The sequence below is a fragment of the Blastococcus sp. DSM 46786 genome (assembly GCF_900109665.1).
In the GTDB taxonomy this organism is placed as follows: Bacteria; Actinomycetota; Actinomycetes; order Mycobacteriales; family Geodermatophilaceae; genus Blastococcus; species Blastococcus carthaginiensis.
Genome location: NZ_FOAO01000004.1, coordinates 1 through 22,441, shown reverse-complemented (window position 1 = coordinate 22,441; position 22,441 = coordinate 1). Strand labels below are relative to the sequence as shown.

Here is a 22,441-nt window from a genome sequence, read left to right as displayed (position 1 = left end):
GCGCGGACCCCGAGGGAGGCGGCGCCGCCGTGTTCACCCTGCTCTCCACGAGCGACACCGACCTGCTCTCGGCCCGCGCCAGCGGCGCGGGCTGGCGCCTGGGCAACCCCGCCCGCCTCGACGCCGCCGGGATGGCCGCGGTCACCGAGGGCAGCGAGCTGGTCGTCGTCCGGATCCTCGGCGTCCGCCGGCAGTACGAGGAGGTGCTGGCGCCGCTCCTGGCCGGGCCGGCACCGGTCGTCGTCCTCGGCGGCGAGCAGGTGCCCGACGCCGAGCTCATGGAGCTCTCCACCGTGCCGATGGGCGTGGCCACCGAGGCACACGGCTACCTGGCCCAGGGCGGGCCGGACAACCTCACCCAGCTGCACCGCTTCCTCTCCGACACGGTGCTGCTCACCGGTGAGGGCTTCGAGCCGGCATCGGTCGCGCCCGACTGGGGCCTGCTCGACCGGACCGCGCGGACGGTCACCGGCCCGCGGGTCGCCGTCCTCTACTACCGGGCGCACCACCTCGCCGGTAACACCGCCTTCGTCGAGGCCCTCTGCACCGCCATCGAGGACGCCGGCGGCCGCGCCGTGCCGGTCTTCGTCAGCTCGCTGCGCAGCGTGCCCGACGACCTGCTGGCCGCCCTGCGCACCGCCGATGCGCTGGTGGTCACCGTGCTGGCCGCCGGTGGCTCGCGGCCGGCCACCGCCCAGGCCGGTGGGGACGACGGCGCGTGGGACGTCGGTGCGCTCGCCGAGCTCGACGTGCCGGTGGTCCAGGGCCTGTGCCTGACCCGCTCCCGCGACGAGTGGCTCGCCGACGACGACGGGCTCTCGCCGCTCGACGTCGGCAACCAGGTGGCGATCCCGGAGTTCGACGGCCGGCTGATCAGCGTGCCGTTCTCCTTCAAGGAGACCGACGACGACGGGCTCACCCACTACGTCGCCGACCCCGAGCGCGCCGCCCGGGTGGCCGGCACCGCCGTCGCGCATGCCCGGCTGCGGCACACCCCGCCGGGGGAGCGCCGGATCGTCGTGATGCTGTCGGCCTATCCGACCAAGCACGCCCGCATCGGCAACGCCGTCGGCCTGGACACCCCGGCGTCGGTGGTGCGGCTGCTGGCCGCGATGCACGGCGCCGGCTACGACATCGGCCCGTTCGACGGCCCCGGCGCGCTGCCCGGCGTCGCCGAGCTCGACGGCGACGCGCTCGTGCACGCGCTGATCGCCGCCGGCGGCCAGGACGAGAACTGGCTGACCGAGGAGCAGCTCTCGGGCAACCCGGTGCGCATCCCCGCCGCCGAGTACCGGTGCTTCTTCGACACCCTGCCCGAGGACCTGCGCGCGGCGATGACCGAGCACTGGGGGGAGCCGCCCGGCTCGCTGTTCGTCGACACTTCCGAACCCGCCGCCCCCGCCATCGTCTTCGCGGCGCTGCGCGCGGGCAACGTCGTCGTCATGGTGCAGCCGCCGCGCGGCTTCGGCGAGAACCCGATCGCGATCTACCACGACCCCGACCTGCCGCCCTCGCACCACTACCTCGCGGCGTACTGGTGGCTGCGGTCGGTGTTCGGCGCGCACGCCCTCGTGCACGTCGGCAAGCACGGCAACATGGAGTGGCTACCGGGGAAGACGGTCGGGCTGTCGGCGTCCTGCGGGCCCGACGCCGCGATCGGCGACCTGCCGCTGGTGTACCCGTTCCTGGTCAACGACCCGGGCGAGGGCTCGCAGGCCAAGCGCCGCGCGCACGCGACGCTGGTCGACCACATGGTGCCGCCGATGGCCCGCGCGGAGAGCTACGGCGACATCGCGCGGCTCGAGCAGCTGCTCGACGAGCACGCCAACATCGCCGCGATGGACCCGGCGAAGCTGCCCGCCGTCCGGGCGCAGATCTGGACGCTGCTGCAGGCGGCCAAGCTCGACGCCGACCTGGGCCTGAACGAGCGGCCCGAGGACGACCACTTCGACGAGATGATCCTGCACGTCGACGGGTGGCTCTGCGAGATCAAGGACTCGCAGATCCGCGACGGGCTGCACGTGCTCGGGTCACCGCCGGCCGGCCAGGACCGCGTCGACCTCGTCGTGGCGATGCTGCGCGCCCGGCAGATCTGGGGCGGCTCGGTGGCCCTGCCGGGGCTCCGCGAGGCGCTCGGCCTGGCCGAGGACGGCACCGCCGGCCTGCGCGAGACCGACCGGGTGGAGGAGCTCGCCGCCGCCCTCGTCGGCGGCATGGAGACCCGCGGCTGGACGCCGGCCGCCGTTCCCGAGGTCGTCCGGGAGGTGCTGGACCGCGACGACGAGGCGGTCGAGGCGGTGCTCCGCTTCGCCGTCGACGAGGTCGTGCCCCGGCTGGCGCGCACCACCGACGAGCTCGACGCCACGCTGCACGCCCTCGACGGCGGGTACGTGCCCGCCGGGCCCTCGGGCTCGCCGCTGCGCGGGCTGGTCAACGTGCTGCCGACCGGCCGCAACTTCTACTCGGTGGACCCGCGGGCGGTGCCCTCGCGGCTGGCCTGGGAGACCGGCCAGGCGATGGCCGACTCGCTGCTCGAGCGCTACCGCGCCGACACGGGGGAGTGGCCGCGCTCGGTCGGGCTCTCGGTGTGGGGTACCTCGGCCATGCGCACCTCGGGGGACGACGTCGCCGAGGTGCTGGCGCTGCTCGGCGTCCGGCCGGTGTGGGACGACGCGTCGCGCCGCGTCACCTCGCTGGAGCCGGTGCCGCTCGACGAGCTGGGCCGGCCGCGGGTCGACGTCACGGTGCGGATCTCCGGCTTCTTCCGCGACGCCTTCCCGCACGTGGTCACCATGCTCGACGACGCCGTCACCCTGGTCGCCGGCCTGGACGAGGGGCCGGCGGACAACTTCGTGCGCGCCCACGTCGACGCCGACGTCGCCGGGCACGGCGACCGCCGGCGGGCCACCACCCGGGTGTTCGGCTCGAAGCCCGGCGCCTACGGGGCCGGGCTGCTGCCGCTGATCGACTCGCGCAACTGGCGGGGCGACGCCGACCTCGCCGAGGTGTACGCGGTGTGGGGCGGCTACGCCTACGGCCGCGACCTGGACGGCGTCCAGGCCCGCCCGGACATGGAGGCGGCCTACAAGCGGATCGCCGTCGCCGCCAAGAACGTCGACACCCGCGAGCACGACATCGCCGACTCCGACGACTACTTCCAGTACCACGGCGGGATGGTGGCCACCGTCCGCGCGCTCACCGGCTCCGCACCCAAGGCCTACATCGGTGACTCCACCCGGCCCGAGCAGGTGCGCACCCGCTCGCTGACCGAGGAGACCGCCCGGGTGTTCCGCGCCCGGGTGGTCAACCCGAAGTGGCTGGCGGCGATGCGGCGGCACGGCTACAAGGGCGCCTTCGAGCTCGCCGCGACCGTGGACTACCTGTTCGGCTACGACGCCACGACGGGCGTCGTCGCCGACTGGATGTACGAGAAGCTGGCGCAGACCTACGTGCTCGACCCGGAGAACCGGGAGTTCATGGAGACGTCGAACCCGTGGGCCCTGCACGGCATCGCCGAGCGGCTGCTGGAGGCGGTGGACCGGAGGATGTGGGAGTCACCCGACCCGCAACTGCTCGCCGAGCTCCAGCAGGCCTACCTCGACACCGAGGGCGACCTGGAGGGCGGGGAGACGCCCGCGGCCGCTGACGCGGGCCGCGAGTGACCGCCGCCCCCGGGGGTCGGCCGGGGTCGGCGGATCCCGGCCGCGAACCGGTAGGTCACCGGAGCGACCAGTGCCTCCGGCGGACGGACGTGTCGGCCAGCTCGAACGTCGTCGCGTACGGCGTGAAGTCCACGTGCTCGTTGACCGCGTAGAGCACCTGCGGCGCGACGAGGAACAACGCGAGCGCCTGGTCGGTCACGTACCGGTCGATGCGGTTGGCGGCGAGCACCTGCCGCACCTGCGAGCGCTGCGCGGTCAGGCGCCCGAACAACCGCTCGAACTCCGGGTCGACCGGCCCGGCGCGGAACTCGCCGGACCGGCCGGCGAACGCCCGGTGCAGCTCCAGCGGGGGGACGTCGACGGACTGCGACCCCTGCTCGAGCAGCAGCACGTCCCAGTCGCGGGGCAGCTCGGCCGCCTGCCGGCGCCGGGCTTCGCGCTGCTCCTCGGCACTGCGCAGCACCCGGACCTCGACCGCGAGACCCAGCGCCGTGTGCCACTGGGCGGCGACCGCGTGGGCCACCGCCTCGCAGTCCGCCATGGCGGCCAGCCGCAGGGGGCGCCGTGCACCGCCCGACTCCCGCCACAGCCGGGCCGCCCGGGACGGGTCGTACGGATACGGCCGCAGCCGCCCGGGAGCCCGGTGCAGGGCGGTGAGCGCCGTCGGCGGGGTGAGACCGGCCAGCGGCCGGGCGTGCCCGCCGAACAGGTCGTGCACCAGCGCGGCGCGGTCGACGGCCAGGTTGAGCGCGCGCCGGGCACGGACGTCGGCCAGCGGCAGGCCGTCGGCGCCGCGGTCGATCGCCCCGGCCAGCGCCCGCACGGCGTCGACGGTCATCAGCCGGGCGTGCCGTGACCGGCGGACACGGTCGGCGTCCCGGTGCGGGACCTCGGTGACGATGTCGACCTCGCCGACGGTGTCGCACACGAGGTCCAGCGCCCGGGAGCGGTCGAGGTCGTTGCGGAACTCGACCTCGCGCACCCGCGGCCCGCGGATCCGGTCCCAGTAGTGCGGGTTGGCGCGCAGCCGCACGGTGGGGGAGCGGTCCTCGGTCTGCAGCCAGGTCCGGTCCTCGCCGTCGGTGACGACCGGTTCGGTGTGGATCAGTGATCTGCCCTCGACCAGGGTGAACGGTCCGGAGGCCCACGGCCCCGGTGCGTCGATCACCTACCAGTGGCCCTCACCGGTCTCGTCCCGCGCGTAGCCGAACCCGAGGTCGCGCCAGAACCGCTCGCTCATGACGTGCGTGGCGCGCAGCTTGCCCAGCACCAGCCCGTCGGGCTCGGGCAGGTGCAGCCGCACGGTGCGCTCGTCGACGACCTCCGCACGGGTGCGCGGGTCGATGTTGAAGTGGGTGCCGGGTGGGTGCGGGGAGTGCCACCGTGCCTGCTCGGTGTACGCGCGGTGCACCGAGCGGGCGTCGAGGGCCGTGCCGTCGGCGAACCGCTCGCCGCGGCGCACCCGTATCTCCAGGGTGCGGTTCCCGCGCCACCGGTAGGAGCTCATCGCCGCGGGACGGACCTTGCCGCGCCGGGTGACCCGGACCGGCTCCTCGACGGTGTTGTAGGTGATGTACAGCCAGTTGAGCGGGTTCGGGTCCACCACGCGCAGGGTCCCCCGCGGCTCCGGCCGGGCGCGCCCGGCCAGCCGTTGCAGCAGCGCGTTCACGCCGGCACCCTGACGTCGCGAGCCGTGTCGTGGACCGACGGGTCATCGGAGTCGACGACGGTGTGGCCGACGTCCTCCGGGAGGAACAGGCGGAACCCGGGGGCGACGTCCGGAGGCATGGCCGCGTCCCTACCCGGCACGCCGGCGGTCACGCGCGCCTGAGGAAGCCGATCGGCCCGACCGGGTCGCCGCCGGGGCCGGGCGTCAGACCGTGCGACGGTCCTCGCCCGTGACTCGATCCTCCTGTGGGTCGCGGACGGCCTGGCCGACGCCCTGGGCCGCCTCGGCCCGGGCCTGCGCACCCGGCTCGCGTCCCGGTGACGGGTCCAGCCGCAGCGACCGGATCACCTCGTCGTCGTTGCGGTAGTCGACCGGCGGGATCGCCCGGATCGCCCGCAGCACCTCCTCGGAGGCACCCCGGCTCGACGCGGCCGCCAGGAGCGCATCCTTGTCCGCCGGGTAGTCCACGTCGGTCAGGTGCCCCATGACCTCGTCCGCCGTCACCGCTCCGGCCACGCTGCTGCCCTCCCGGGTCGTCCGGTCGCGCGTGGGCCGCGCGACCGCGGAGGGCTACCCGCTGGGCCGGCGAGGTAACGCGGACGTGCGGACGAGTCGCGCCCAGGTCGTCTCGCCGACCGGGGGCAGGCATCGGGACGGGCCGAGCACGACCTCGGTCAGCCGCACTGGTGCACCGGCGGGCACCACCTGACAGCGCTCCTGGCCCTCCACGTGTCGTCCTCAGAGCGTGCCAGCGGGCGTCAGCTCTTGTTGCCCGGCTCGTTCCGCCGGGTCTCGAACGTCTTGTGGCCGTTCGGGCACGGAGGGATCTCGTCGCCCTGGGTGACGTGGACCTTCTCGCTGCAGGAAGCGCAGTAGAAGTCCCCGGTCTTCTGCGCCTTCTCACCGGCGTGTGCGGCCATGGCCGTTCCTCTCGGGTCGGGGCGGGATCCGGACCGGTGTGCCCAGCCGGGGCCCGGTCACACGTTCCGGCCGGCCCGCTGACCGACCGGTCCCCGGCCGACGACGACCGTCACCGCCGCCAGGCCGGACGGAGCAGGTGCCGGGCGGAGTCGTCGTAGCGCTGTCGCGTCCGGTCCGGTCGCCGCTTCCTGGTCTCCTTCCAGGACCGCGCTCCCAGCCGCAGGCCGTAGGTCACCAGGTGGCGGATCGCGATGACGATCGCGACGGTGGCGACGGTCCGCCAGCCGGGGTCGCCCACCAGCCGGAGCAGGCCGGCGGCCACGAGCAGGTCGAGGAGGATGCCCAGGGCGAGCGCCGGGCGGCGGGTGACGGCCAGGGCGAGGCCGCCCGAGACCAGCGCGATCGCCGCGACGACCTGGGACATCGTGCCGGTGACCGCGGCCAGCGTCGAGCTCACACGGTGCGCCCGGTGCGCCGGTGGTCGGTCGGGTCGCCCGAGGAGTCGTCCCCGTCCTCGCCGATCTGCCGGCGCTCCTCGGCGATCTCCTTGCCCAGGAAGTAGTTCAGCGCCGTCCGGATCGCGGCGATGGCGGCCAGCTGACCGATCTCCTCCCAGCTCGGTGCCACCGCCGTCTTGAGGATGTCTGCCGCCAGCTGGAACTCCAGGCCCAGGGCCAGGAAGCGGCCCAGCGTCAGCCGGACGGGGACGAAGGCCCGCGTGCTCCGGTCTCGGAGGCCGACCCAGAGGAACAGCAGGAACGCCCAGACCGCGCCGACGATGATGACCGCAGCGCCGCAGGCCTCCACGATGACGACCAGGACGTTCACGAGCTCCTGAAGCAGCTCCTCCACGCGGCGCCGCATACCCGGGGTGCGTCGCCGGGCACGCATGACGATTGCGAGACTGCGCCGATGAGCGAACTGCGCCACTCGGCCTCGATCACGGTCGCCGCCTCACCGGAGGCGTTGTACGACCTCGTCTCCGACGTGACGCGGACCGGCGAGTGGAGCCCGATCTGCCAGGAGTGCTGGTGGGACGAGGGCGCATCGGGACGGGTCGGCGACCGGTTCACCGGGCACAACGCCACCCCCGAGCGCACCTGGGAGACCCGCTCGCAGGTGGTCGCCGCCGACCGCGGCCGCGAGTTCGCCTGGGTCGTCGGCGCCGGCTTCGTGCGGTGGGGCTTCCGCATGGCCCCCGTCCCCGGCGGCACGGAGCTCACCGAGTCGTGGGAGTTCCTGCCCGCCGGGCTGGCGATGTTCGCCGAGCGCTACGGGGAGCGGGCGGACGAGCAGATCGCCCTGCGCACCCGGCAGGCGCACGAGGGCATCCCGGTGACCCTCGCGGCGATCCAGCGGATCGCCGAGACGCGCTGACGCGCCGGCGCCCCGAGGTCAGCCGGGCACGCCGGCGCGCCCGACGAGCCCGCCCCGTGGCCGGTCGGCGGTCGCGGCGGCCACCACCAGCCCGGCGACGACGGCGCCGGTGGCGTTCAGGGCGGCGTCCAGCGGCGAGACGACGCGGCCCAGGGGGAGCGCCCACTGGAGCAGCTCGATGGCGACGCCCGCGGACCCGGCCGCCGCCATCAGCCGGGACGGCCGACCCAGCGCCGGCCACCGGAGGACCGCCAGGGCGGCGGGGACCACCAGGAGCCCGAGGTTGCCGAGCAGCTGGCGCACCGTCACGGGCGAGTCCAGGCCGGTGACGTACCAGCGCAGCTCCTCGGCCGGCGAGCCCCACGACGAGCCGGCGCCCTCCGGCGTGAGCGTCAGGGCGCCGACCACGACGAGGGCCGCACCGAGGAGCAGCGGGAGGACGGCGCGGCGGCCGTTCACGCGGCGCTCCTGTGCGCCGTGGCCGCGGTGGAGTCGAGGAGCAGTCCGGTCGCGTCGTCGTCCATGCCGCCACGGTCGGCCGCCGGGCTGTGCACGGGCTGGGTGCCGGCTGCACGTCCTCCGTGGATGCGTCCGGCGACCGCGCGGCCGTAGCCTCCCGGCATGCCGGACCAGACCTCCACGATCCCTTCCGCCCACGACGTCCCCCTGACCGTCTACCGGTGGGACCCCGCCGGGCCGGTGCGCGGCGTCGTGCAGCTCACGCACGGCATGGGGGAGCACCTGCTGCGCTACGAGGCGCTGGCAGCCGCGCTCACCGGGGCCGGCTGGGTGGTCGTCGGGCAGGACCACCGCGGTCACGGCGCGACCGCCCGCGACGGCGCGTGGGGCGACCTGGGCCCCGGCGGCTGGGACGAGCTGGTGCGCGACATGGGCCGGGTGAGCGACTCCGTGCGGGCGGAGCTCCCCGGCGCGCCGCTGGTGCTGCTCGGGCACAGCATGGGCTCCTTCGCCGCGCAGCAGCACGTGCTGGACCACTCCGCGGACCTCGCCGCGCTGGTGCTCTCCGGCACCACGGTGCTGGACCTGCTCGAGCCCGCCGTGGACCTGGACGGGCCGACCGACCTCTCGGCGTTCAACGCGCCGTTCCAGCCGGCCCGCACCGACTACGACTGGCTCTCCCGCGACGAGGCGCAGGTGGACGCCTACGTCGCCGACCCGCGGTGCGGCTTCGGGCTGGCGACCGCGGACAGCCGGCAGATGTTCCTCGCCGGGCGCCAGCTGGCCGACGCCGAGCGGCTGCGCGGTGTGCGCGCCGACCTGCCGGTGTACGTGGTGGTGGGCGACGCGGACCCGCTGAACGGCGAACTGGCGCTGGTCCGGGTCCTCGTCGACCGGCTGCGGGAGGCCGGGCTGCGGGACGTGACGCTGCAGGCGTACCCCGGCGCCCGGCACGAGGTGTTCAACGAGACCAACCGCGACGAGGTCGTGCGGGACCTGCTGGCCTGGCTCGATCGCATCGTCCCCGCGGGCTGACCGCACCGGGAGCCGTCCACAGCCGACGTCCAGGTGGCTCCCCGGGAAGACGCACCCCGCTCGGGAAGACTCGCCTCCCGAGCACCGAGGAGGCGGCGTGGTCAGCAGCACGGTCCCGTCGGCAGCCGGCCGTCGCGGGGCGCCGCCGGAGCGGTCCGGCCGCGCGCTCCTCGTCGTCGGCGGGCTGCCGGGCAGCGGGAAGACCACGCTGCTGCGTCGCCTGCTCGCCCACGACGGCCCGGCCGGGACCGCCCTGGACTCCGAGGACGTCGCGGGCCGGCTGCGCCGCGCCGCTCCCGGTGTCCCGTACCGCCTGCTGCGGCCGTGGGTGCACGCCTGGCACCGGTGGCGCGTCCTGCGGGCCGTGGGCGGGAACGCCCCGCTCGTCGTGCTCACCGATCCCTGGACCAGCCGGAGCTGGCGGGGCCTCGTGGTGCGGGCGGCCCGCCGGTCGGGCCGGTCGCTGCGGCTGGTGCTCCTCGACGTGCCGCCGCAGCTCGCCCGGGAGGGGCAGCGGGCGCGCGGCCGGGCGGTCCCCGAGGGCCGGATGCGCCGCCACGCGACCCGCTGGCGCCGGTACCTCGCGCGGGTGGGGGCCACGCCGTCGGCCGGGGACGCGGTGCTCGTCGTCGACCGGCGGGCGGCCGGCGAGCTGACCTGGGCGGCGGCGCTGGGGGAGGCGTGCCCACCGGCCGGGAGCGGCGCCCCCCCGCGGCGGTGTTGACTGAGCCGCGGGGCCGGCCGGTCCCGTCCCGAACCGAGCTCCCGGAGGACGGCCATGCACGTCGGCGTCGACAGCTTCGTCGCGGCGGTGACCGACCCGCGCACCGAGCGGCTGATCGGCCCGGAGGAGCGCATGGCGCACCTGCTCGAGGAGATCGAGCTCGCCGACCGCGTCGGCCTGCACTCCTTCGGCATCGGTGAGCACCACCGCAGCGAGTACTACGACTCCGCGCCGCCGGTGATCCTCGGCGCCGCGGCGGCGCGCACCTCGCGCATCCGGCTGGGCAGCGCCGTCACCGTGCTCAGCGCCGCCGACCCGGTGCGGGTCTTCCAGCAGTTCGCGACGCTCGACCTGATCTCCCGGGGGCGGATCGACCTCGTCGTGGGGCGCGGCTCGTTCACCGAGGCCTTCCCGCTGTTCGGGCTGAGCCTGGCCGACTACGACGAGCTGTTCGCCGAGAAGCTCGACCTGCTGCTGCGCATCCGGGAGTCCGAGCACGTCACCTGGTCGGGGAAGCACCGCCCGCCGCTGACCGGCCAGGGCGTCCACCCCCGCCCGCTGCAGGACCCGTTGCCCATCTGGGTGGGCGTGGGGGGCACGCCGGAGTCCTTCGCCCGGGCCGGCCTGCTCGGCCTGCCGCTGATGGTCGCGATCATCGGCGGCGAACCCCGCCAGTTCGCCCCGCTGGTCGACCTGTACCGCCGGGCGGGGGCGCACGCCGGTCACCCGCCGGAGGCGCTGAAGGTGGGGCTGCACGTGTTCGGCTTCGTCGCGGGGAGCACGCAGGCCGCCGCGGACACGATCTACCCCGGCTGGCACGAGATGTTCGCGAAGATCTCCCGCGAGCGGGGGTTCGCCACCCCGACCCGGGCGCAGTTCGACGCCACCAGCGGGCCGGACGGCGCCTTCTTCATGGGCGATCCCGGCACCGTGGCCGCCAAGCTGCGGCGGGTCTCCGAGCAGCTGGGGGGCGTGGACCGCGTGGCGCTGCAGATGACCAACCCGCGGCTGGCGCACGAGGACCTGATGCGGGGCATCGAGCTGCTGGGCACCGAGGTGGCCCCGCAGGTGGCCGAAGCCTGACGCCGCCCCCCGAGCGGTGGCCGGGGAGCATCCGTACGAGGATGGGGGCGTGGTGAGACGAACGAAGGTCGGTCCCGAGGACGCGCGCTCCTGGCTGCTGGTGAACGGCGCCCGCACGGAGCTGTTCGACGTAGCGCACCAGTCGCGGGCGGATGCGGTGGTGCTCGACATCGAGGACGCCGTCGACCCGGCGCGGAAGGCGGAGGCCCGCGAGGGCGTCATCCAGTGGCTCTCCCGGGAGGACCGCAGCGCCTGGGTGCGGATCAACGACCACGCGACGCCGTACTGGGCCGACGACATGGCGGGGCTGGCCGGGCTGCCGGGGCTGCTCGGCGTCATGCTCGCCAAGGCCGAGGCTGCCGAGCACGTGACGGAGACGTTCGACCGGCTCGGTGGTGTCACGCCCGTCCTGGCGCTGGTCGAGTCGGCCCTCGGCATCGAGGAGGCGGTGAACATCGCCCGTGCCCGCGGGGCCTTCCGGCTGGCGTTCGGCAGCGGCGACTACCGCCGGGACACCGGCACCAGCGCCGACGAGCTGGCCATGTCCTACCCGCGGACCCGCCTGGTGCTGGCCAGCCGCATCGGGAACCTCCCCGGTCCGATCGACGGGCCCACCGTGAGCAGCAGCCTGCCGGTGCTGCGGGAGCAGAGCGCCGTCACCGTCTCCCTCGGCCTGACCGGGAAGCTCTGCCTGGACATGGACCAGCTGCCGGTCATCAACGAGGTCATCAGCCCCGCGCCCTCCGACGTCGCCTGGGCGCGGGACTTCCTCGCCGACTTCGACGCCCGCGGCCAGGTGATCCGGGACGGCAGCGACCTGCCCCGGCTGGGCCGCGCCCGCAAGATCGAACGGCTGGCCCGCGTCTTCGGCGTCGAGCCCGTCTGACCACCGCGCGGCGGCCGTCGGTCTCAGGCGGCGACCACGACGCGGTCGCGCCCCTGCCGCTTGGCCGCGTACAGGGCGGCATCGGCCCGGCCGAGCGCGTCCGCCGGCGTGGTGCAGCCGTGGGCCGAGCCGATGCTGACGGTCACCGGCAGGCCGGCGGTCAGCTCGTCCCAGGGGTGCGCACCGACCGCGCGGCGGACCGCCTCCAGCTGCCGCACCGCGGTGCCGGGGTCGGCGCCGGTCAGCACGAGCAGGAACTCCTCGCCGCCGAGCCGGGCGACGAACGAACCGCCCGGGTCGGAGTCCCGCCGGCCGTGCTCCTGGAGGAGTTCGGCCACGGTGCGGAGCACCCGGTCGCCCACCTCGTGGGAGCAGGTGTCGTTGATCCGCTTGAAGTGGTCGAGGTCCAGCAGCGCCACGGTCACCTCGCCCGGGTGCGCGGCCAGCAGGCGCGGCAGCTCGTCGTCGACGTAGCGGCGGTTGTAGAGGCCGGTGAGCGGGTCGCGCAGTGACAGCTCGCGGTACCGCCGGCTCTGCCGGCGGGCCTCGGTCGTCTCGTACATGGCCTGCAGCGCCCGGGCCCGGGCATCGCGCTCGGCCGACTGGAGCTCCATGAGCTCGTCGCAGTACAACCGGTGCTCCTCGTACGCCGCCCGGAAGTCCCCGGCGGCGGCGTGCAGCTCGGCCTGCTCCCGGCGGGCGCGCACCCGGATGGACGTCAGCCCGTGCCGCTCGCAGCGGCGCACGCACTCGTCGAGGCTCTCCTGCGCTTGGGCGTGGTGCCCGCGGCGACGGCGGATCTCGGTGAGGGTCAGCAGGAAGTCGGCGCCCGCGTCACCGTCCAGGGAGGCGTCGAGCACCTCGGGGTGCAGACCGGGCAGCATGGCGACCTCGGCGTCCTCGAGCCGGTCCAGCTCCAGCAGCGCCCGGCCGACGGTGTCCAGCCGCCCGACGCGGAGAGGGACGCCGTGCCGCGCCGCCAGGTCCTGCAGCTTCGCGCTCCAGAGCAGCGCTTCCTCGAAGCGGCCGGAGAGGATCTCGCAGTAGCTGCGGTTGTTGAGCACCAGCAGTTGCCGGTCGACGTCGCCGATCTCCTCGGCGAGCTGCAGCACGTGGTCGTAGCGGTCGCGGGCGGCGAGGTCGCCGTGGAGCCCGAGGCAGTCGGCCAGCCGGGCGTGGTGGTCGATCCGCGTCTGCGCCCGGACGTCGTCGTCGAGCAGCTCGACGGCGCGGACGGCGTGCTCCAGCGCCAGGGACAGGTCACCCAGCTCCTGGAACACCGCGGCCAGGACGAAGTGGCTGCGCGCCAGCGGGTAGCGGGCTCCGTGGTCGGCGGCCCAGCGGTGGATCTCCTCGGCCAGCCGGCCGGCCTCGGCGACGTCGCCGCGGCGCCGCACCAGGTCGGCCTGGACCAAGCGGGCGCGCCGTTCCAGTTCGGGCAGCCCGACCTCGCGGGCCTCGGCGAGCGCCAGCTCGGCTCGCTGCTCCAACCCGTCCTCGTCGAACCGGGAGCGGTCCTCCAGCTCGGCGATCTCCGCCCACAGCGCCAGAGCGCCGGCGTCCGCAGGAGCCGGTGCGGGTACGCCGGAGCTGGGTTCCCCGCCGGATCGTTCCGCCACGCTGGTCACCAGACCCCATCGGCCGATCAGCGGGACTACTTCCGCGTCCCGGCACTCGACCTGCCCCGTACGGGGGAGGTCAGCCCTCGGCGAGCCAGATCGCGGTGTGCGGAGGCAGCGCCACGGTGGCCGGAGAGCGGCGCACGTGCGTGTTGGAGGCCAGCAGGACGGTGCCGCGGGTGCGCACCAGCGTCGTCCCGCTGCCCATGTTCACCACGCAGCGGACCACGCTGCCGTCGTCGGCGGTGCACCGCACGGTGAGGACGTCGCCCCGCGTGCTCACCGTCGCCTGACCCGAGCCCAGCGCCGGGTGCGCCTCGCGCAGCGCCAGCGCGCGGCGGTAGAGGGTCAGCATCGAGCCACCGTCGCGGGACTGGCGGGACACCGCGTACCGGTCCCACTCCGCCGGGATGGGCAGCCAGGGCTCGGCGTCGGCGCCGGCGGAGAACCCGACCCCGGGGGAGGGGTTCCACGGCATGGGCACGCGGCAGCCGTCGCGCCCGCTGCGGGTGCCCCCGCTGCGGAAGAAGATCGGGTCGCGCTTGGCCTCGTCCGGGACGTCGGCCTGCGGCAGGCCCAGCTCGTCGCCGGCGTAGACGTAGGCCGATCCCGGCAGGGCCAGCATCAGCAGCGCCGCGGCGCGGGCGCGGGCGGTGCCCACCGCGCCACCGCCGAAGCGGGTGACCTGCCGGTCCTTGTCGTGGTTGCCCAGCACCCAGGAGACGGGAGCGCCCACCTCGCCGAAGGCGTCCAGCGCGCTGCGCACGCCGTCGGCGAACGCCTCGGTCGACCACGCCGACTTCAGCAGCCGGAAGCTGAACGACTGGTGCATCTCGTCGGGGCGGGAGTAGAGGGCCACCTCGCGCGGGTCGGCCAGGCAGACCTCGCCGACGAGCATGGTGTCGGGGTACTCGTCGCAGATCGACCGCCAGCGCCGCCAGACGTCGTGCACCTCGGGCTGGTTCCAGGTCATCGCCTGCTCGGGGCCGTGGCCGAAGAGGGTGGGGGAGTAGGCCCCCGGGTTGTCCCGCAGGCCGGCGTCCTTGTACAGGCCGTAGGCGACGTCGACGCGGAAGCCGCTGACGCCGCGGTCGAGCCAGAAGCGCAGCGTCCGCTCGAAGTCGGCGGCGACGGCGGGGTCGCGCCAGTTGAGGTCGGGCTGCTCGGGGGCGAACAGGTGCAGGTACCAGCGGCCGTCGGGGGTCCGCGACCACGCCGGCCCGCCGAAGAGCGACTGCCAGTTGTTCGGCGGCTCCTCCGACGGGGGCGCGAAGTGGTAGCGCGACGCCTCGGGGCAGTCCGGGTCGGCCAGCGCGGCCTGGAACCAGGGGTGCCGGTCGGAGGTGTGGTTGGGGACGACGTCGAGCACGACCCGCAGGCCCAGCGCGCGGGCCTCGGCGACCAGCGCCTCGAGGTCGGCGACGTCGCCGTACTCGGGGTCGACGGCGCGGTAGTCGACGATGTCGTAGCCGCCGTCGGCTCCCCCGGAGGGGTAGTGCGGGTTGATCCACACCGCGTCGACGCCGAGCCACGACAGGTACGGCAGCCGGGAGCGCAGGCCGGCGAGATCACCGACGCCGTCACCGTTCCCGTCCGCGAACGAGCGCAGGTAGACCTGGTACACCACCGCCGACCGCCACCACGGGGACGTCGACGACCGTTCCGCGACCTGCCGACGGGTCGCGGTCCGCACCGATGCGAGCCGCACTGCCATGCGACCTCCATCGGCACGTCCCCGTACTTCCTCGAGCACGCGAGAGGTCGGAGTGACCCCTGTTCCGGGTCGTGACCTCCCCGAGACGTCCCGGTGCACCCGCCCGCGGGCGGAGGCCCGGGGGACACCGGACCCCGGGCAGGACAGGATGGCGGCATGGCAGAAGACGCACGGACCTACGACCTCGTCGTCTACGGGGCGACCGGCTTCGTCGGCCGGCTGCTCGCGGGCTACCTCGCCGAGCACGCCCCGCCCGCGACCCGGATCGCGCTGGCCGGGCGGTCCCGGGAGCGGCTCGAGGAGGTCCGGCGCGCGCTGCCCTCCGGCGGCCGGGACTGGGCGCTGGCCGAGGCGGACTCGACCGATCCCGCCTCGCTGGACGCCCTCGCCGGCGCCACCCGCGTACTGGTGACCACGGTCGGCCCCTACGCCCGGTACGGCCTGCCGGTGGTGGAGGCGTGCGCCAAGGCCGGCACGCACTACGCCGATCTCACCGGGGAGGTGCTGTTCGTCCGGGACGCGATCGAGCGCTGCGACGCCGTCGCGAAGGAGACCGGCGCGCGCATCGTGCACGCCTGCGGGTACGACTCCATCCCCTCGGACCTGAGCGTCTTTCTGCTCGGCCGGCAGGCCGCTGCCGACGGCGCGGGCGGGCTGCGCGAGGTCCAGCTGGTCGCCACCCTCCGGGGCGGCTTCAGCGGCGGGACCATCGACTCGATGCGCGCGCAGGTGGAGGCGCTGCAGGCCGATCCGGCACGGCGCCGGGTGGTGGGCGACCCCTTCGCGCTGAGCCCCGACCGCGCGGCGGAGCCGGACACCCGCCAGCCGCGGGACGCCGGGATGCCCGCGCAGACGCCGGGCGGGCGGTGGACGGCGCCCTTCGTCATGGCGCCCTTCAACACCCGCATCGTTCGGCGGAGCAACGCCCTCCAGGACTGGGCCTACGGGCGAGGGCTGCGCTACGGCGAGGTCATGGGGACGGGGCGCGGCCCGCTGGGGGCGGTGACCGCCGCGGGGATCAGCGCAGGGCTGCTCGCGACCGTGTCGGCCATGAGCCTCGCGCCGACCCGCGCGCTGCTGGACCGCGTGCTGCCGGCGCCCGGCACCGGCCCGGGCGAGTCCGTCCGGGAGAAGGGCTTCTTCCGCATGGTCGTCGACGCCACCACCGAGGACGGGCGCCGCTACCGGGCGACCGCCGCGGGCAGCGGCGACCCGGGCTACAAGGCCACCGCCGTCATGCTGGGTGAGGCCGCCCTCGCGCTCGCCCTCGACGGGGACCGGCTGCCCGACCGGGCGGGCTCGCTCACGCCGGCGACGGCGATGGGCGAGGTGCTCGTCGAGCGGCTGCGCGCCGCCGGGCACACCTACGAGGTGGTGGCGGTCTGATCCGACCGCCACCGCAGCGGTGGCCGGAGGGCATCGCTAGGGTTGGCCGACATGCCGACCAGCGCACCGGGACAGCCCGCGGGGACGATCCGGGACCTCGGGCTGCCCGCACGGGCGGTCACCGCGCTGACCCGTGCCGGAATCACCGGGGCCGGGGAACTCGCCGCCCTGACCCGCCGGGAGCTCGGCGCCGTCCCCGGGCTGGGCCCCGGGCTCGTCACCGCGATCCGGGCCGTCGTCCCCGAGCCGCCCGCGCGGCTGCCGGGTGCCGGCACGCGGCCGGCCGACGAGGGCGGCGACGCCGACCCCGACGAGGAGGGGCCGGTGGCGCCGGCCATCCCGTCGTTCGACTCGCTGCGGGGTCCGCGGCGCCGGTCGGCGGTCGATCTCCTCGTCCCCGCGGCGCCCGGCCCCGCGGCGCCCGGCCCCGCGGCGCCCGGCCCCGCGGCGCCCGGTCCCGCGGCGCCCGGCCACGTGGCACGCCCGCCCGGCCCGCCGACCCCGCCCGGCCCGCCGACCCCGCTCGGCCCGCCCGCCGCCGCTCGTCGTCCGTCGCCCGGTGCGGGCGGGCCGCCCACCACCGTCCGTCCCCCGGACTACGCCGACCTGCTCCGCCTCGGGGTGCACGTCACCCGGGTGGTCCTCGGCGCTCCGGTGCGCTGCCTGCACCGGCTGCTCGGCCGCGGCGGCCCACCCGCTCCGTAGGCCCGGGACGCAGGTGGAGCGGGTCCTGCTCCGGCGCGGCGCCGGCGCGGTCGAGGCCGTCGAGCTCGGCGCCGACGGGGCAGCCGGCCGCAGCACCCGGCTCGACACCGCGGCGTTCGCCGGGTTCGTGGCGGAGCGCGAGGGCGCGGCGCCGGTCCGCTGGGTGTGGGACGACACGACCCGCTGGTACCCCGCGCTGCTGACGGCCGGGGTGCGCGTCGAGCGCTGCACCGACCTGCGGCTGGGCCACGCGATCCTGCGGCGGTCCCCGTTCGCCGCGCAGGACCTGCTCGCCGGGGAGGACACGCCGGGCTGGGACGCGCTGCAGCCCGGCCCGCCGCCGGACCCGGCCCTGTTCCCGCTCGCCGACCCGGCCGACCTGCTCGACCCGGTGGCCGAGCACCGGCGCCAGCAGGCGGTGCTGGCCGCCTCGCCGCAGTGGGACCGGCTCGCCCTGCTGCTGGCCGCGGAGTCCTCCGGGGCGCTGGTCGCCGCCGAGCTGACCCACACCGGCCTGCCCTGGCGCGCCGACGTGCACGCGCGCCTGCTCACCGGCCTGCTGGGTGCACGCCCGGGGGCGGGGAGGCGCCCGGCGGTGCTCGAGCGGCTGCTGGGGGAGGTCCGCGCGGCGTTCGGCGCGCCGGCGCTCAACCCGGACTCGCCCGGAGAGCTGCTCCGGGTGCTGCAGCACGGCGGGCTGCCGGTCCCCGACACCCGGTCCTGGACGCTGGAGCAGCTCGACCACCCCGGCATCCCGGCGCTGCTGGAGTACCGGAAGCTGTCCCGGCTGCTGGCGGCCAACGGCTGGGCCTGGCTGGACACGTGGGTGCGCGACGGCCGGTTCCGCGCCGTCTTCGTGCCCGGTGGGGTGGTGACCGGTCGGTGGGCCTCCTCCGGGGGTGGGGCGCTCTCGGTGCCCACGGTCGTCCGGCCCGCGGCGGTCGCCGACGAGGGCTGGCAGTTCGTGGTCGCCGACGTCGCCCAGCTCGAGCCGCGGGTGCTGGCCGGGATGAGCGGGGACGACGCCATGGCGCAGGCCGCCCGCGCCGCCGATCTGTATGCGGGGATGGTCGCCGCGGGCACCGTGGCGACGCGGGCCGACGCGAAGCTCGGCATCCTCGGCGCGATGTACGGCGGCACCCGCGGCGAGAGCGGGCGCATGATGCCCCGGCTGGCCCGCCGCTACCCCCGGGCCATCGGCCTGGTGGAGGAGGCCGCCCGCGCCGGCGAGCGCGGCGAGGTGGTGCACACCCTGCTCGGGCGGGGATCGCCGCTCCCCGGGGTGTGGCCGCACGAGGAGGGCGACCGGGCCCGCCGCGCGTGGGGCCGCTTCACCCGCAACTTCGTCGTCCAGGGCACCGGGGCCGAGTGGGCGCTGTGCTGGCTGGCCGACCTCCGCAACCGGCTGTGGCGGCTGGGCGGGGAGGGCGACGTGGGGGCGCGGCCGCACCTGGCCTTCTTCCTCCACGACGAGGTGGTCGTGCACACGCCCGAGCACCTGGCCGACCAGGTCGCCGACGCGGTCCGCGCCGCGGCGTCCACCGCCGGCCGGCTGCTGTTCGGCGCCTTCCCGGTGGACTTCCCGCTCGACGTCGCGGTCGTCCGTTCCTGGGCCGACGCCGGGTGAGCTCCCGCGCGCGGTACACCACCGACCGGGGGTCCGCGCCGTCGCGACACACATCACGTCCTGGAAATCAGCGCCTGCGGATTGTCACGACTGCATAACGGCGGTTACCGTGGCGGGGCCCGGCCGGTCGTTCTCTCCCCACCGGGGAGGTCCACCGGGCGCCGCCGAGCCGTCCTCCGGGGCGGGCCGGGGACCCACCGCAGCACTGGGGTGAATCGCGCGCCGGGCACGTCCCGTCGCGGGTAGGGCCACTTCCCGCCCGAATCCGTCAGCTAACCCGGTAGGCGGCACCACGGAAGAAACGGAGAGCCGCCGCATGGCGCGCCCCTGCACCGCCGCACGCCCCTGCGCCCGCCGGCACCGCCGCCTCCGGGCGCGTCCGCGGATCTGATCGCACGCGCTGCCCGGCGTCGCGCCGGTCGCCCGCCGTCGGCCCGCACCGGCCTCCCCGCCGGTGCCCGACGGCCCCGCGACCCGCGCCCGGGCCCGCTGTCCGCATCCTCCGCGCCCCGCCCCCGGCGACCGGTCGCGCCCCACACCCCGGAGCACCCGAACACCATGGATCCCCGCACCACCACCACCGGCCGACGCGGCCCGCTCGCCCTCCGCCGCCGTCCGCCCGCGGCCGTCCGCCGGCCCGCGCTCTACCTCGGCGTCGCGGTCACGGGCGCCGTGCTGGTGAACAGCCTCGTCGGCGTCGAGCCGACCGCCCAGGCCGAGGCCGGCACCTCCCAGTCGGTCAGCGTCGCCGAGGAACTGGGCCTCTCCGCGCAGTCGGGCCCCATCGACGTGACCGAGGACCTCGCCCCGCTCGAGGACCTCGCGGCCAGCCGGAGCACCCGGGAGGCCGACCAGGCCGCGGCGCAGCAGGCCCAGGCCGCGGCCGACCAGGCCGAGCTGGACCGGCAGACGGCCGAGGCGGAGGCCCTGGCCCGCGCCGAGGCCGAGAAGAAGGCGGCGGAGGAGGCCGCGGCCGCCGCGGCGGCCGCCGAGCAGGAGGCGGCGGCGGCTCCGGCGAGCCCCACGCAGCAGGCCCGGGCGGCGGCGACGGCGGCCGCCTCGGTGGCGGCCACGGCCGTGGCGCGGATCAGCAACACCGCCGGCAGCGTCCGCTCGCAGACCCAGTCCGCGGCCGACGCCGTGGTCAGCAACGTGCCCGGCGCCGCGGGGATCACCCTGGGCGGCACCCGGGCCAGCGCCGCCGACCCGGGCGGGCACCCCTCCGGTCTTGCGCTGGACTACATGGTGATGTCGAACGCCGCCCTCGGGGACGCCATCGTCGAGTACCACCGCGCGCACTGGGCCGAGCTCGGCGTGGACTACCTCATCTGGCAGCAGCGGATGCTGTCCTCGCCCGGGGGGTCCTGGCAGGCCATGGAGAACCGCGGCAGCGCGACGGCCAACCACATGGATCACGTGCACGTCAACTACAACTGAGCACGCCCGCGGCGGCTCCCACGTGAGCCGGCGGACCACGGAGAGCGGCAGTCCCCGCATGGCCGGCCCGATCGGCACCCACGGCCACGCGGGGACGTAGGCCGTGGTCCGCCGGGCCTCGATGGCCGCCACCACGGCCCGGACCCCGGTCGGCGTGACCACCACGGAGCGGGTCCGCTGCTGCGCGTGCTGGTGCATCTCCGAGCGGATGCAGCCGGGTGGACCGGCACGTCGACACCGGGGAGGGGCTGCGCAGGCCCTTGGCGAGCGGGGCGACGCCGGCCTCGGTGGCGGCGAAGACGGCGGGCACCGCATCGGCGTCCGTGACGTCCAGCGCGGCGGTCTCCACGAAGCGGCCGGTGGCCGAGCGCGTCTCCGCGGACAGGGCGTCGAGCCGGACGAGACCCCCGCGGCGCCGCCGCGAGCGGCACCGCTCATCGCAGCCGATCGGGCCCTGCGGGGTTGAATGCCGGCCCGGGCGGGCACCCCCGGAGGGCGCACGGGCACGGGACGACGCGCGGGGAGGCCCTCGCGGGACGCACACGAGGAGATCGGGAGTGACCACGGCCGAGACCAGCCGACGCTGCCTGGACGGCCGCTACCAGCTCCACGAGCTCATCGCGGTCGGTGGCATGGGCGAGGTCTGGCGCGCGCGTGACCTGCAGCTCCACCGCACGGTGGCGGTCAAGGTGCTGCGCAGCGAGTTCGCCGACGACCCGGTCTTCGTCGCCCGCTTCCGCTCCGAGGCCCGGCACGCGGCCGGGCTGAGCCACCCCAACATCGCCGCCGTCCTCGACTACGGGGAGACCACCGCCCCCGACACCGGTGAGAGCCTGGCCTACCTGGTGATGGAGCTCGTGGAGGGCTCGTCGCTCTCGGCGCGGCTGGCCGAGGAGGGTTCGCTGGACACCCGCGCCACCCTCTCGCTGCTGCGGCAGGCGGCCGCCGGCCTGGCCGAGGCACACCGGGCGGGTGTGGTGCACCGCGACGTGAAGCCGGCCAACATCCTGCTCGGCCCGGGCGACACGGTGAAGCTCACGGACTTCGGCATCTCGTGGTCGGCGGGGAGCGCACCGATCACGCGCACCGGGCAGGTCGTCGGCACCGCCCAGTACATGTCGCCCGAGCAGGCCCGGGGCGAGCACGTCAGCCCGGCCAGCGACGTCTACGCGCTCGGCCTCGTCGGCTACGAGTCCCTGGCCGGGCACGCGGCCTTCGACGGTGACAACCCGGTGACCGTCGCGCTCAAGCAGGTGCAGGAGACCCCGGAACCGCTCCCGGCCGAGCTGCCCCCCGACGTCCGCGCCCTCATCGACGCCGCCCTGGTGAAGGACCCCCGGGAACGCCCGCGCGACGGCGACGCCTTCCTCTCCGCGATCGAGGAGACCATCCGGCAGCCGTCCGGGGAACCGCCGACCCGGTCCGTGGTGCGCGCGCCGGTGCGGCGGGAACGCCGGGCGGAGCAGCGTCACCGCGCCGCCGCGAAGCGCCGGGCCGCCCCGGTCACCCGCCCGCAGGCCGCGACGATGGTCCGCCGGCCGGCGCTCGTGGTGCTGCTGCCGCTCGTGGCGTTTCTCCTCGGCGCCGGTGCGCTCACCCTGGGTCCCGGTCCCGGCACGGAGTCCGGGAACGCTGCCGGCGCCGTCTCCGGCCCGTCGGCCGAGGCGGGTGTGGTGCTGGAGCCCGGGGACTACCTCGGCCGACCCGCCGCGGAGGTCGCCGGGGAGCTCGGGGCCCTCGGTCTCACGGTGCGGCAGGTGCAGGACCCGACGTCGGAGCGTCCCCCGGGGACCGTGACCGGCCTCGAGCCGGCGGGCACGCTGCTGCGTCCGGGCGACGTGGTCCGCCTCGCCGTCGCGGTGCGGCCGGGCGCGACGCTCCCGGAACTGGTCCCCGTCACCGGTGGCGGCGCCACCCCGGTGGGGCGCCCCCGGCCCGTGGCGCCCGCGCCCGCGGTCCCGGCCGACGAGCCGGCGCCGGCCGGCACGACGGCCCCCGCGGTCCCGGTTGATGGCGGCGCGGGCCCGGTCACCGACCAGCCCTCGGCGCCCTCGGAGGGCGGCGGCACGACCAGCGAGCCGACCACCCCGCCGGAGGACACCACGGGCACGCCGACCACCCCACCCGGGGACGGCGG

General features: G+C 76.0%; 21 protein-coding genes and 1 riboswitch. Of the genes, 11 read left to right on the top strand and 10 right to left on the bottom strand.

What is annotated here, in order from left to right; genetic code table 11:
- Positions 1–29: 29 nt before the first annotated feature.
- Positions 30–3,662: a cobaltochelatase subunit CobN gene (cobN, locus tag BMW62_RS04745; protein ID WP_091929705.1), complete on the top strand. Its 3,633-nt coding sequence runs from the start codon at positions 30–32 to the stop codon at positions 3,660–3,662.
- 55 nt (positions 3,663–3,717) lie between these two features.
- On the opposite strand, the gene BMW62_RS04740 is transcribed toward cobN, so the two are convergent.
- The 7 genes from BMW62_RS04740 to BMW62_RS04710 form a co-directional block, all read right to left on the bottom strand.
- Complete coding sequence (locus BMW62_RS04740; RefSeq protein ID WP_091929704.1) at positions 3,718–4,830, bottom strand: ABC transporter substrate-binding protein; 1,113 nt, start codon at positions 4,828–4,830, stop codon at positions 3,718–3,720.
- Positions 4,831–5,331, bottom strand: coding sequence for a periplasmic substrate-binding domain-containing protein (locus tag BMW62_RS04735; RefSeq protein WP_244523843.1), 501 nt, complete (start codon positions 5,329–5,331; stop codon positions 4,831–4,833).
- On the bottom strand, positions 5,328–5,450 hold the full coding sequence (locus BMW62_RS23410) for a hypothetical protein (RefSeq protein WP_280138612.1): 123 nt from the start codon (positions 5,448–5,450) through the stop codon (positions 5,328–5,330). Before BMW62_RS23410 ends, BMW62_RS04735 begins: the two co-directional genes overlap by 4 nt.
- Positions 5,451–5,535: 85 nt before the next feature.
- Positions 5,536–5,847 (bottom strand): DUF2795 domain-containing protein, encoded by a 312-nt coding sequence (locus tag BMW62_RS04730; RefSeq protein ID WP_139206195.1) that lies wholly within the window; start codon positions 5,845–5,847, stop codon positions 5,536–5,538.
- Between the two features lie 242 nt (positions 5,848–6,089).
- Positions 6,090–6,251: a zinc ribbon-containing protein gene (locus tag BMW62_RS04720; protein ID WP_091929701.1), complete on the bottom strand. Its 162-nt coding sequence runs from the start codon at positions 6,249–6,251 to the stop codon at positions 6,090–6,092.
- 110 nt (positions 6,252–6,361) lie between these two features.
- Positions 6,362–6,709, bottom strand: coding sequence for a DUF1622 domain-containing protein (locus BMW62_RS22085; RefSeq protein WP_211434983.1), 348 nt, complete (start codon positions 6,707–6,709; stop codon positions 6,362–6,364).
- On the bottom strand, positions 6,706–7,104 hold the full coding sequence (locus tag BMW62_RS04710; RefSeq protein ID WP_211434982.1) for a DUF1622 domain-containing protein: 399 nt from the start codon (positions 7,102–7,104) through the stop codon (positions 6,706–6,708). Before BMW62_RS04710 ends, BMW62_RS22085 begins: the two co-directional genes overlap by 4 nt.
- A gap of 60 nt (positions 7,105–7,164) precedes the next feature.
- On the opposite strand from BMW62_RS04710, the gene BMW62_RS04705 reads away from it, so the two are divergent.
- A complete protein-coding gene (locus tag BMW62_RS04705; protein ID WP_091929699.1) occupies positions 7,165–7,629 on the top strand; it encodes an SRPBCC family protein in 465 nt (154 codons plus the stop codon).
- Positions 7,630–7,647: 18 nt separating this feature from the next.
- Here BMW62_RS04705 and BMW62_RS04700 read toward each other — a convergent pair whose 3' ends face one another.
- Complete coding sequence (locus BMW62_RS04700) at positions 7,648–8,088, bottom strand: hypothetical protein (protein ID WP_091929698.1); 441 nt, start codon at positions 8,086–8,088, stop codon at positions 7,648–7,650.
- A gap of 162 nt (positions 8,089–8,250) precedes the next feature.
- On the opposite strand from BMW62_RS04700, the gene BMW62_RS04690 reads away from it, so the two are divergent.
- The 4 genes from BMW62_RS04690 to BMW62_RS04675 all read left to right on the top strand — a co-directional run bounded on the left by BMW62_RS04690 (position 8,251) and on the right by BMW62_RS04675 (position 11,816).
- Positions 8,251–9,123, top strand: a complete 873-nt coding sequence (locus BMW62_RS04690) for an alpha/beta fold hydrolase (RefSeq protein WP_091929696.1) — start codon at positions 8,251–8,253, stop codon at positions 9,121–9,123.
- 97 nt (positions 9,124–9,220) lie between these two features.
- A complete protein-coding gene (locus BMW62_RS04685; protein ID WP_170852209.1) occupies positions 9,221–9,847 on the top strand; it encodes a P-loop nucleotide/nucleoside kinase family protein in 627 nt (208 codons plus the stop codon).
- A 54-nt stretch (positions 9,848–9,901) separates the two neighbouring features.
- Positions 9,902–10,930 (top strand): Atu2307/SP_0267 family LLM class monooxygenase, encoded by a 1,029-nt coding sequence (locus BMW62_RS04680; RefSeq protein WP_091929694.1) that lies wholly within the window; start codon positions 9,902–9,904, stop codon positions 10,928–10,930.
- A gap of 52 nt (positions 10,931–10,982) precedes the next feature.
- Entirely contained in the window at positions 10,983–11,816 is an 834-nt protein-coding gene (locus BMW62_RS04675) for an HpcH/HpaI aldolase/citrate lyase family protein (RefSeq protein WP_244523842.1), read from the top strand.
- A 23-nt stretch (positions 11,817–11,839) separates the two neighbouring features.
- Here BMW62_RS04675 and BMW62_RS04670 read toward each other — a convergent pair whose 3' ends face one another.
- Together BMW62_RS04670 and BMW62_RS04665 are read right to left on the bottom strand one after the other, a co-directional pair.
- Entirely contained in the window at positions 11,840–13,435 is a 1,596-nt protein-coding gene (locus BMW62_RS04670) for a tetratricopeptide repeat-containing diguanylate cyclase (protein ID WP_091929882.1), read from the bottom strand.
- Between the two features lie 79 nt (positions 13,436–13,514).
- On the bottom strand, positions 13,515–15,149 hold the full coding sequence (locus BMW62_RS04665) for a glycoside hydrolase family 13 protein (protein WP_091929692.1): 1,635 nt from the start codon (positions 15,147–15,149) through the stop codon (positions 13,515–13,517).
- Positions 15,150–15,305: 156 nt separating this feature from the next.
- Here BMW62_RS04665 and BMW62_RS04660 point away from each other — a divergent pair, with 156 nt between their 5' ends.
- The 5 genes from BMW62_RS04660 to BMW62_RS04635 all read left to right on the top strand — a co-directional run.
- Entirely contained in the window at positions 15,306–16,535 is a 1,230-nt protein-coding gene (locus BMW62_RS04660) for a saccharopine dehydrogenase family protein (RefSeq protein WP_091929691.1), read from the top strand.
- A gap of 51 nt (positions 16,536–16,586) precedes the next feature.
- The gene (locus tag BMW62_RS04655; protein ID WP_091929690.1) at positions 16,587–17,240 is read left to right on the top strand and encodes a DNA-directed RNA polymerase subunit alpha C-terminal domain-containing protein; all 654 of its coding nucleotides are present in this window, start codon (positions 16,587–16,589) and stop codon (positions 17,238–17,240) included.
- Between the two features lie 13 nt (positions 17,241–17,253).
- Positions 17,254–18,867 (top strand): bifunctional 3'-5' exonuclease/DNA polymerase, encoded by a 1,614-nt coding sequence (locus BMW62_RS04650; protein ID WP_091929689.1) that lies wholly within the window; start codon positions 17,254–17,256, stop codon positions 18,865–18,867.
- A 152-nt stretch (positions 18,868–19,019) separates the two neighbouring features.
- Positions 19,020–19,170: riboswitch (cyclic di-AMP (ydaO/yuaA leader) on the top strand.
- 255 nt (positions 19,171–19,425) lie between these two features.
- Complete coding sequence (locus BMW62_RS04645; RefSeq protein ID WP_170852208.1) at positions 19,426–20,304, top strand: VldE C-terminal domain-containing protein; 879 nt, start codon at positions 19,426–19,428, stop codon at positions 20,302–20,304.
- Positions 20,305–20,861: 557 nt separating this feature from the next.
- A partial coding sequence (locus tag BMW62_RS04635; protein WP_244523841.1) for a protein kinase domain-containing protein occupies positions 20,862–22,441 on the top strand: 1,580 nt, incomplete at its 3' end.

Coding starts and splice junctions, on each gene's coding strand:
- BMW62_RS04680 (WP_091929694.1), top strand. CDS start 9,902: ATGCACGTCGGCGTCGACAGCTTCGTCGCGGCGGTGACCGACCCGCGC.
- BMW62_RS04705 (WP_091929699.1), top strand. CDS start 7,165: ATGAGCGAACTGCGCCACTCGGCCTCGATCACGGTCGCCGCCTCACCG.
- BMW62_RS04655 (WP_091929690.1), top strand. CDS start 16,587: ATGCCGACCAGCGCACCGGGACAGCCCGCGGGGACGATCCGGGACCTC.
- BMW62_RS04690 (WP_091929696.1), top strand. CDS start 8,251: ATGCCGGACCAGACCTCCACGATCCCTTCCGCCCACGACGTCCCCCTG.
- BMW62_RS04720 (WP_091929701.1), bottom strand. CDS start 6,251: ATGGCCGCACACGCCGGTGAGAAGGCGCAGAAGACCGGGGACTTCTAC.
- BMW62_RS04645 (WP_170852208.1), top strand. CDS start 19,426: ATGGATCCCCGCACCACCACCACCGGCCGACGCGGCCCGCTCGCCCTC.
- BMW62_RS04665 (WP_091929692.1), bottom strand. CDS start 15,149: ATGGCAGTGCGGCTCGCATCGGTGCGGACCGCGACCCGTCGGCAGGTC.
- BMW62_RS04660 (WP_091929691.1), top strand. CDS start 15,306: ATGGCAGAAGACGCACGGACCTACGACCTCGTCGTCTACGGGGCGACC.
- BMW62_RS23410 (WP_280138612.1), bottom strand. CDS start 5,450: ATGCCTCCGGACGTCGCCCCCGGGTTCCGCCTGTTCCTCCCGGAGGAC.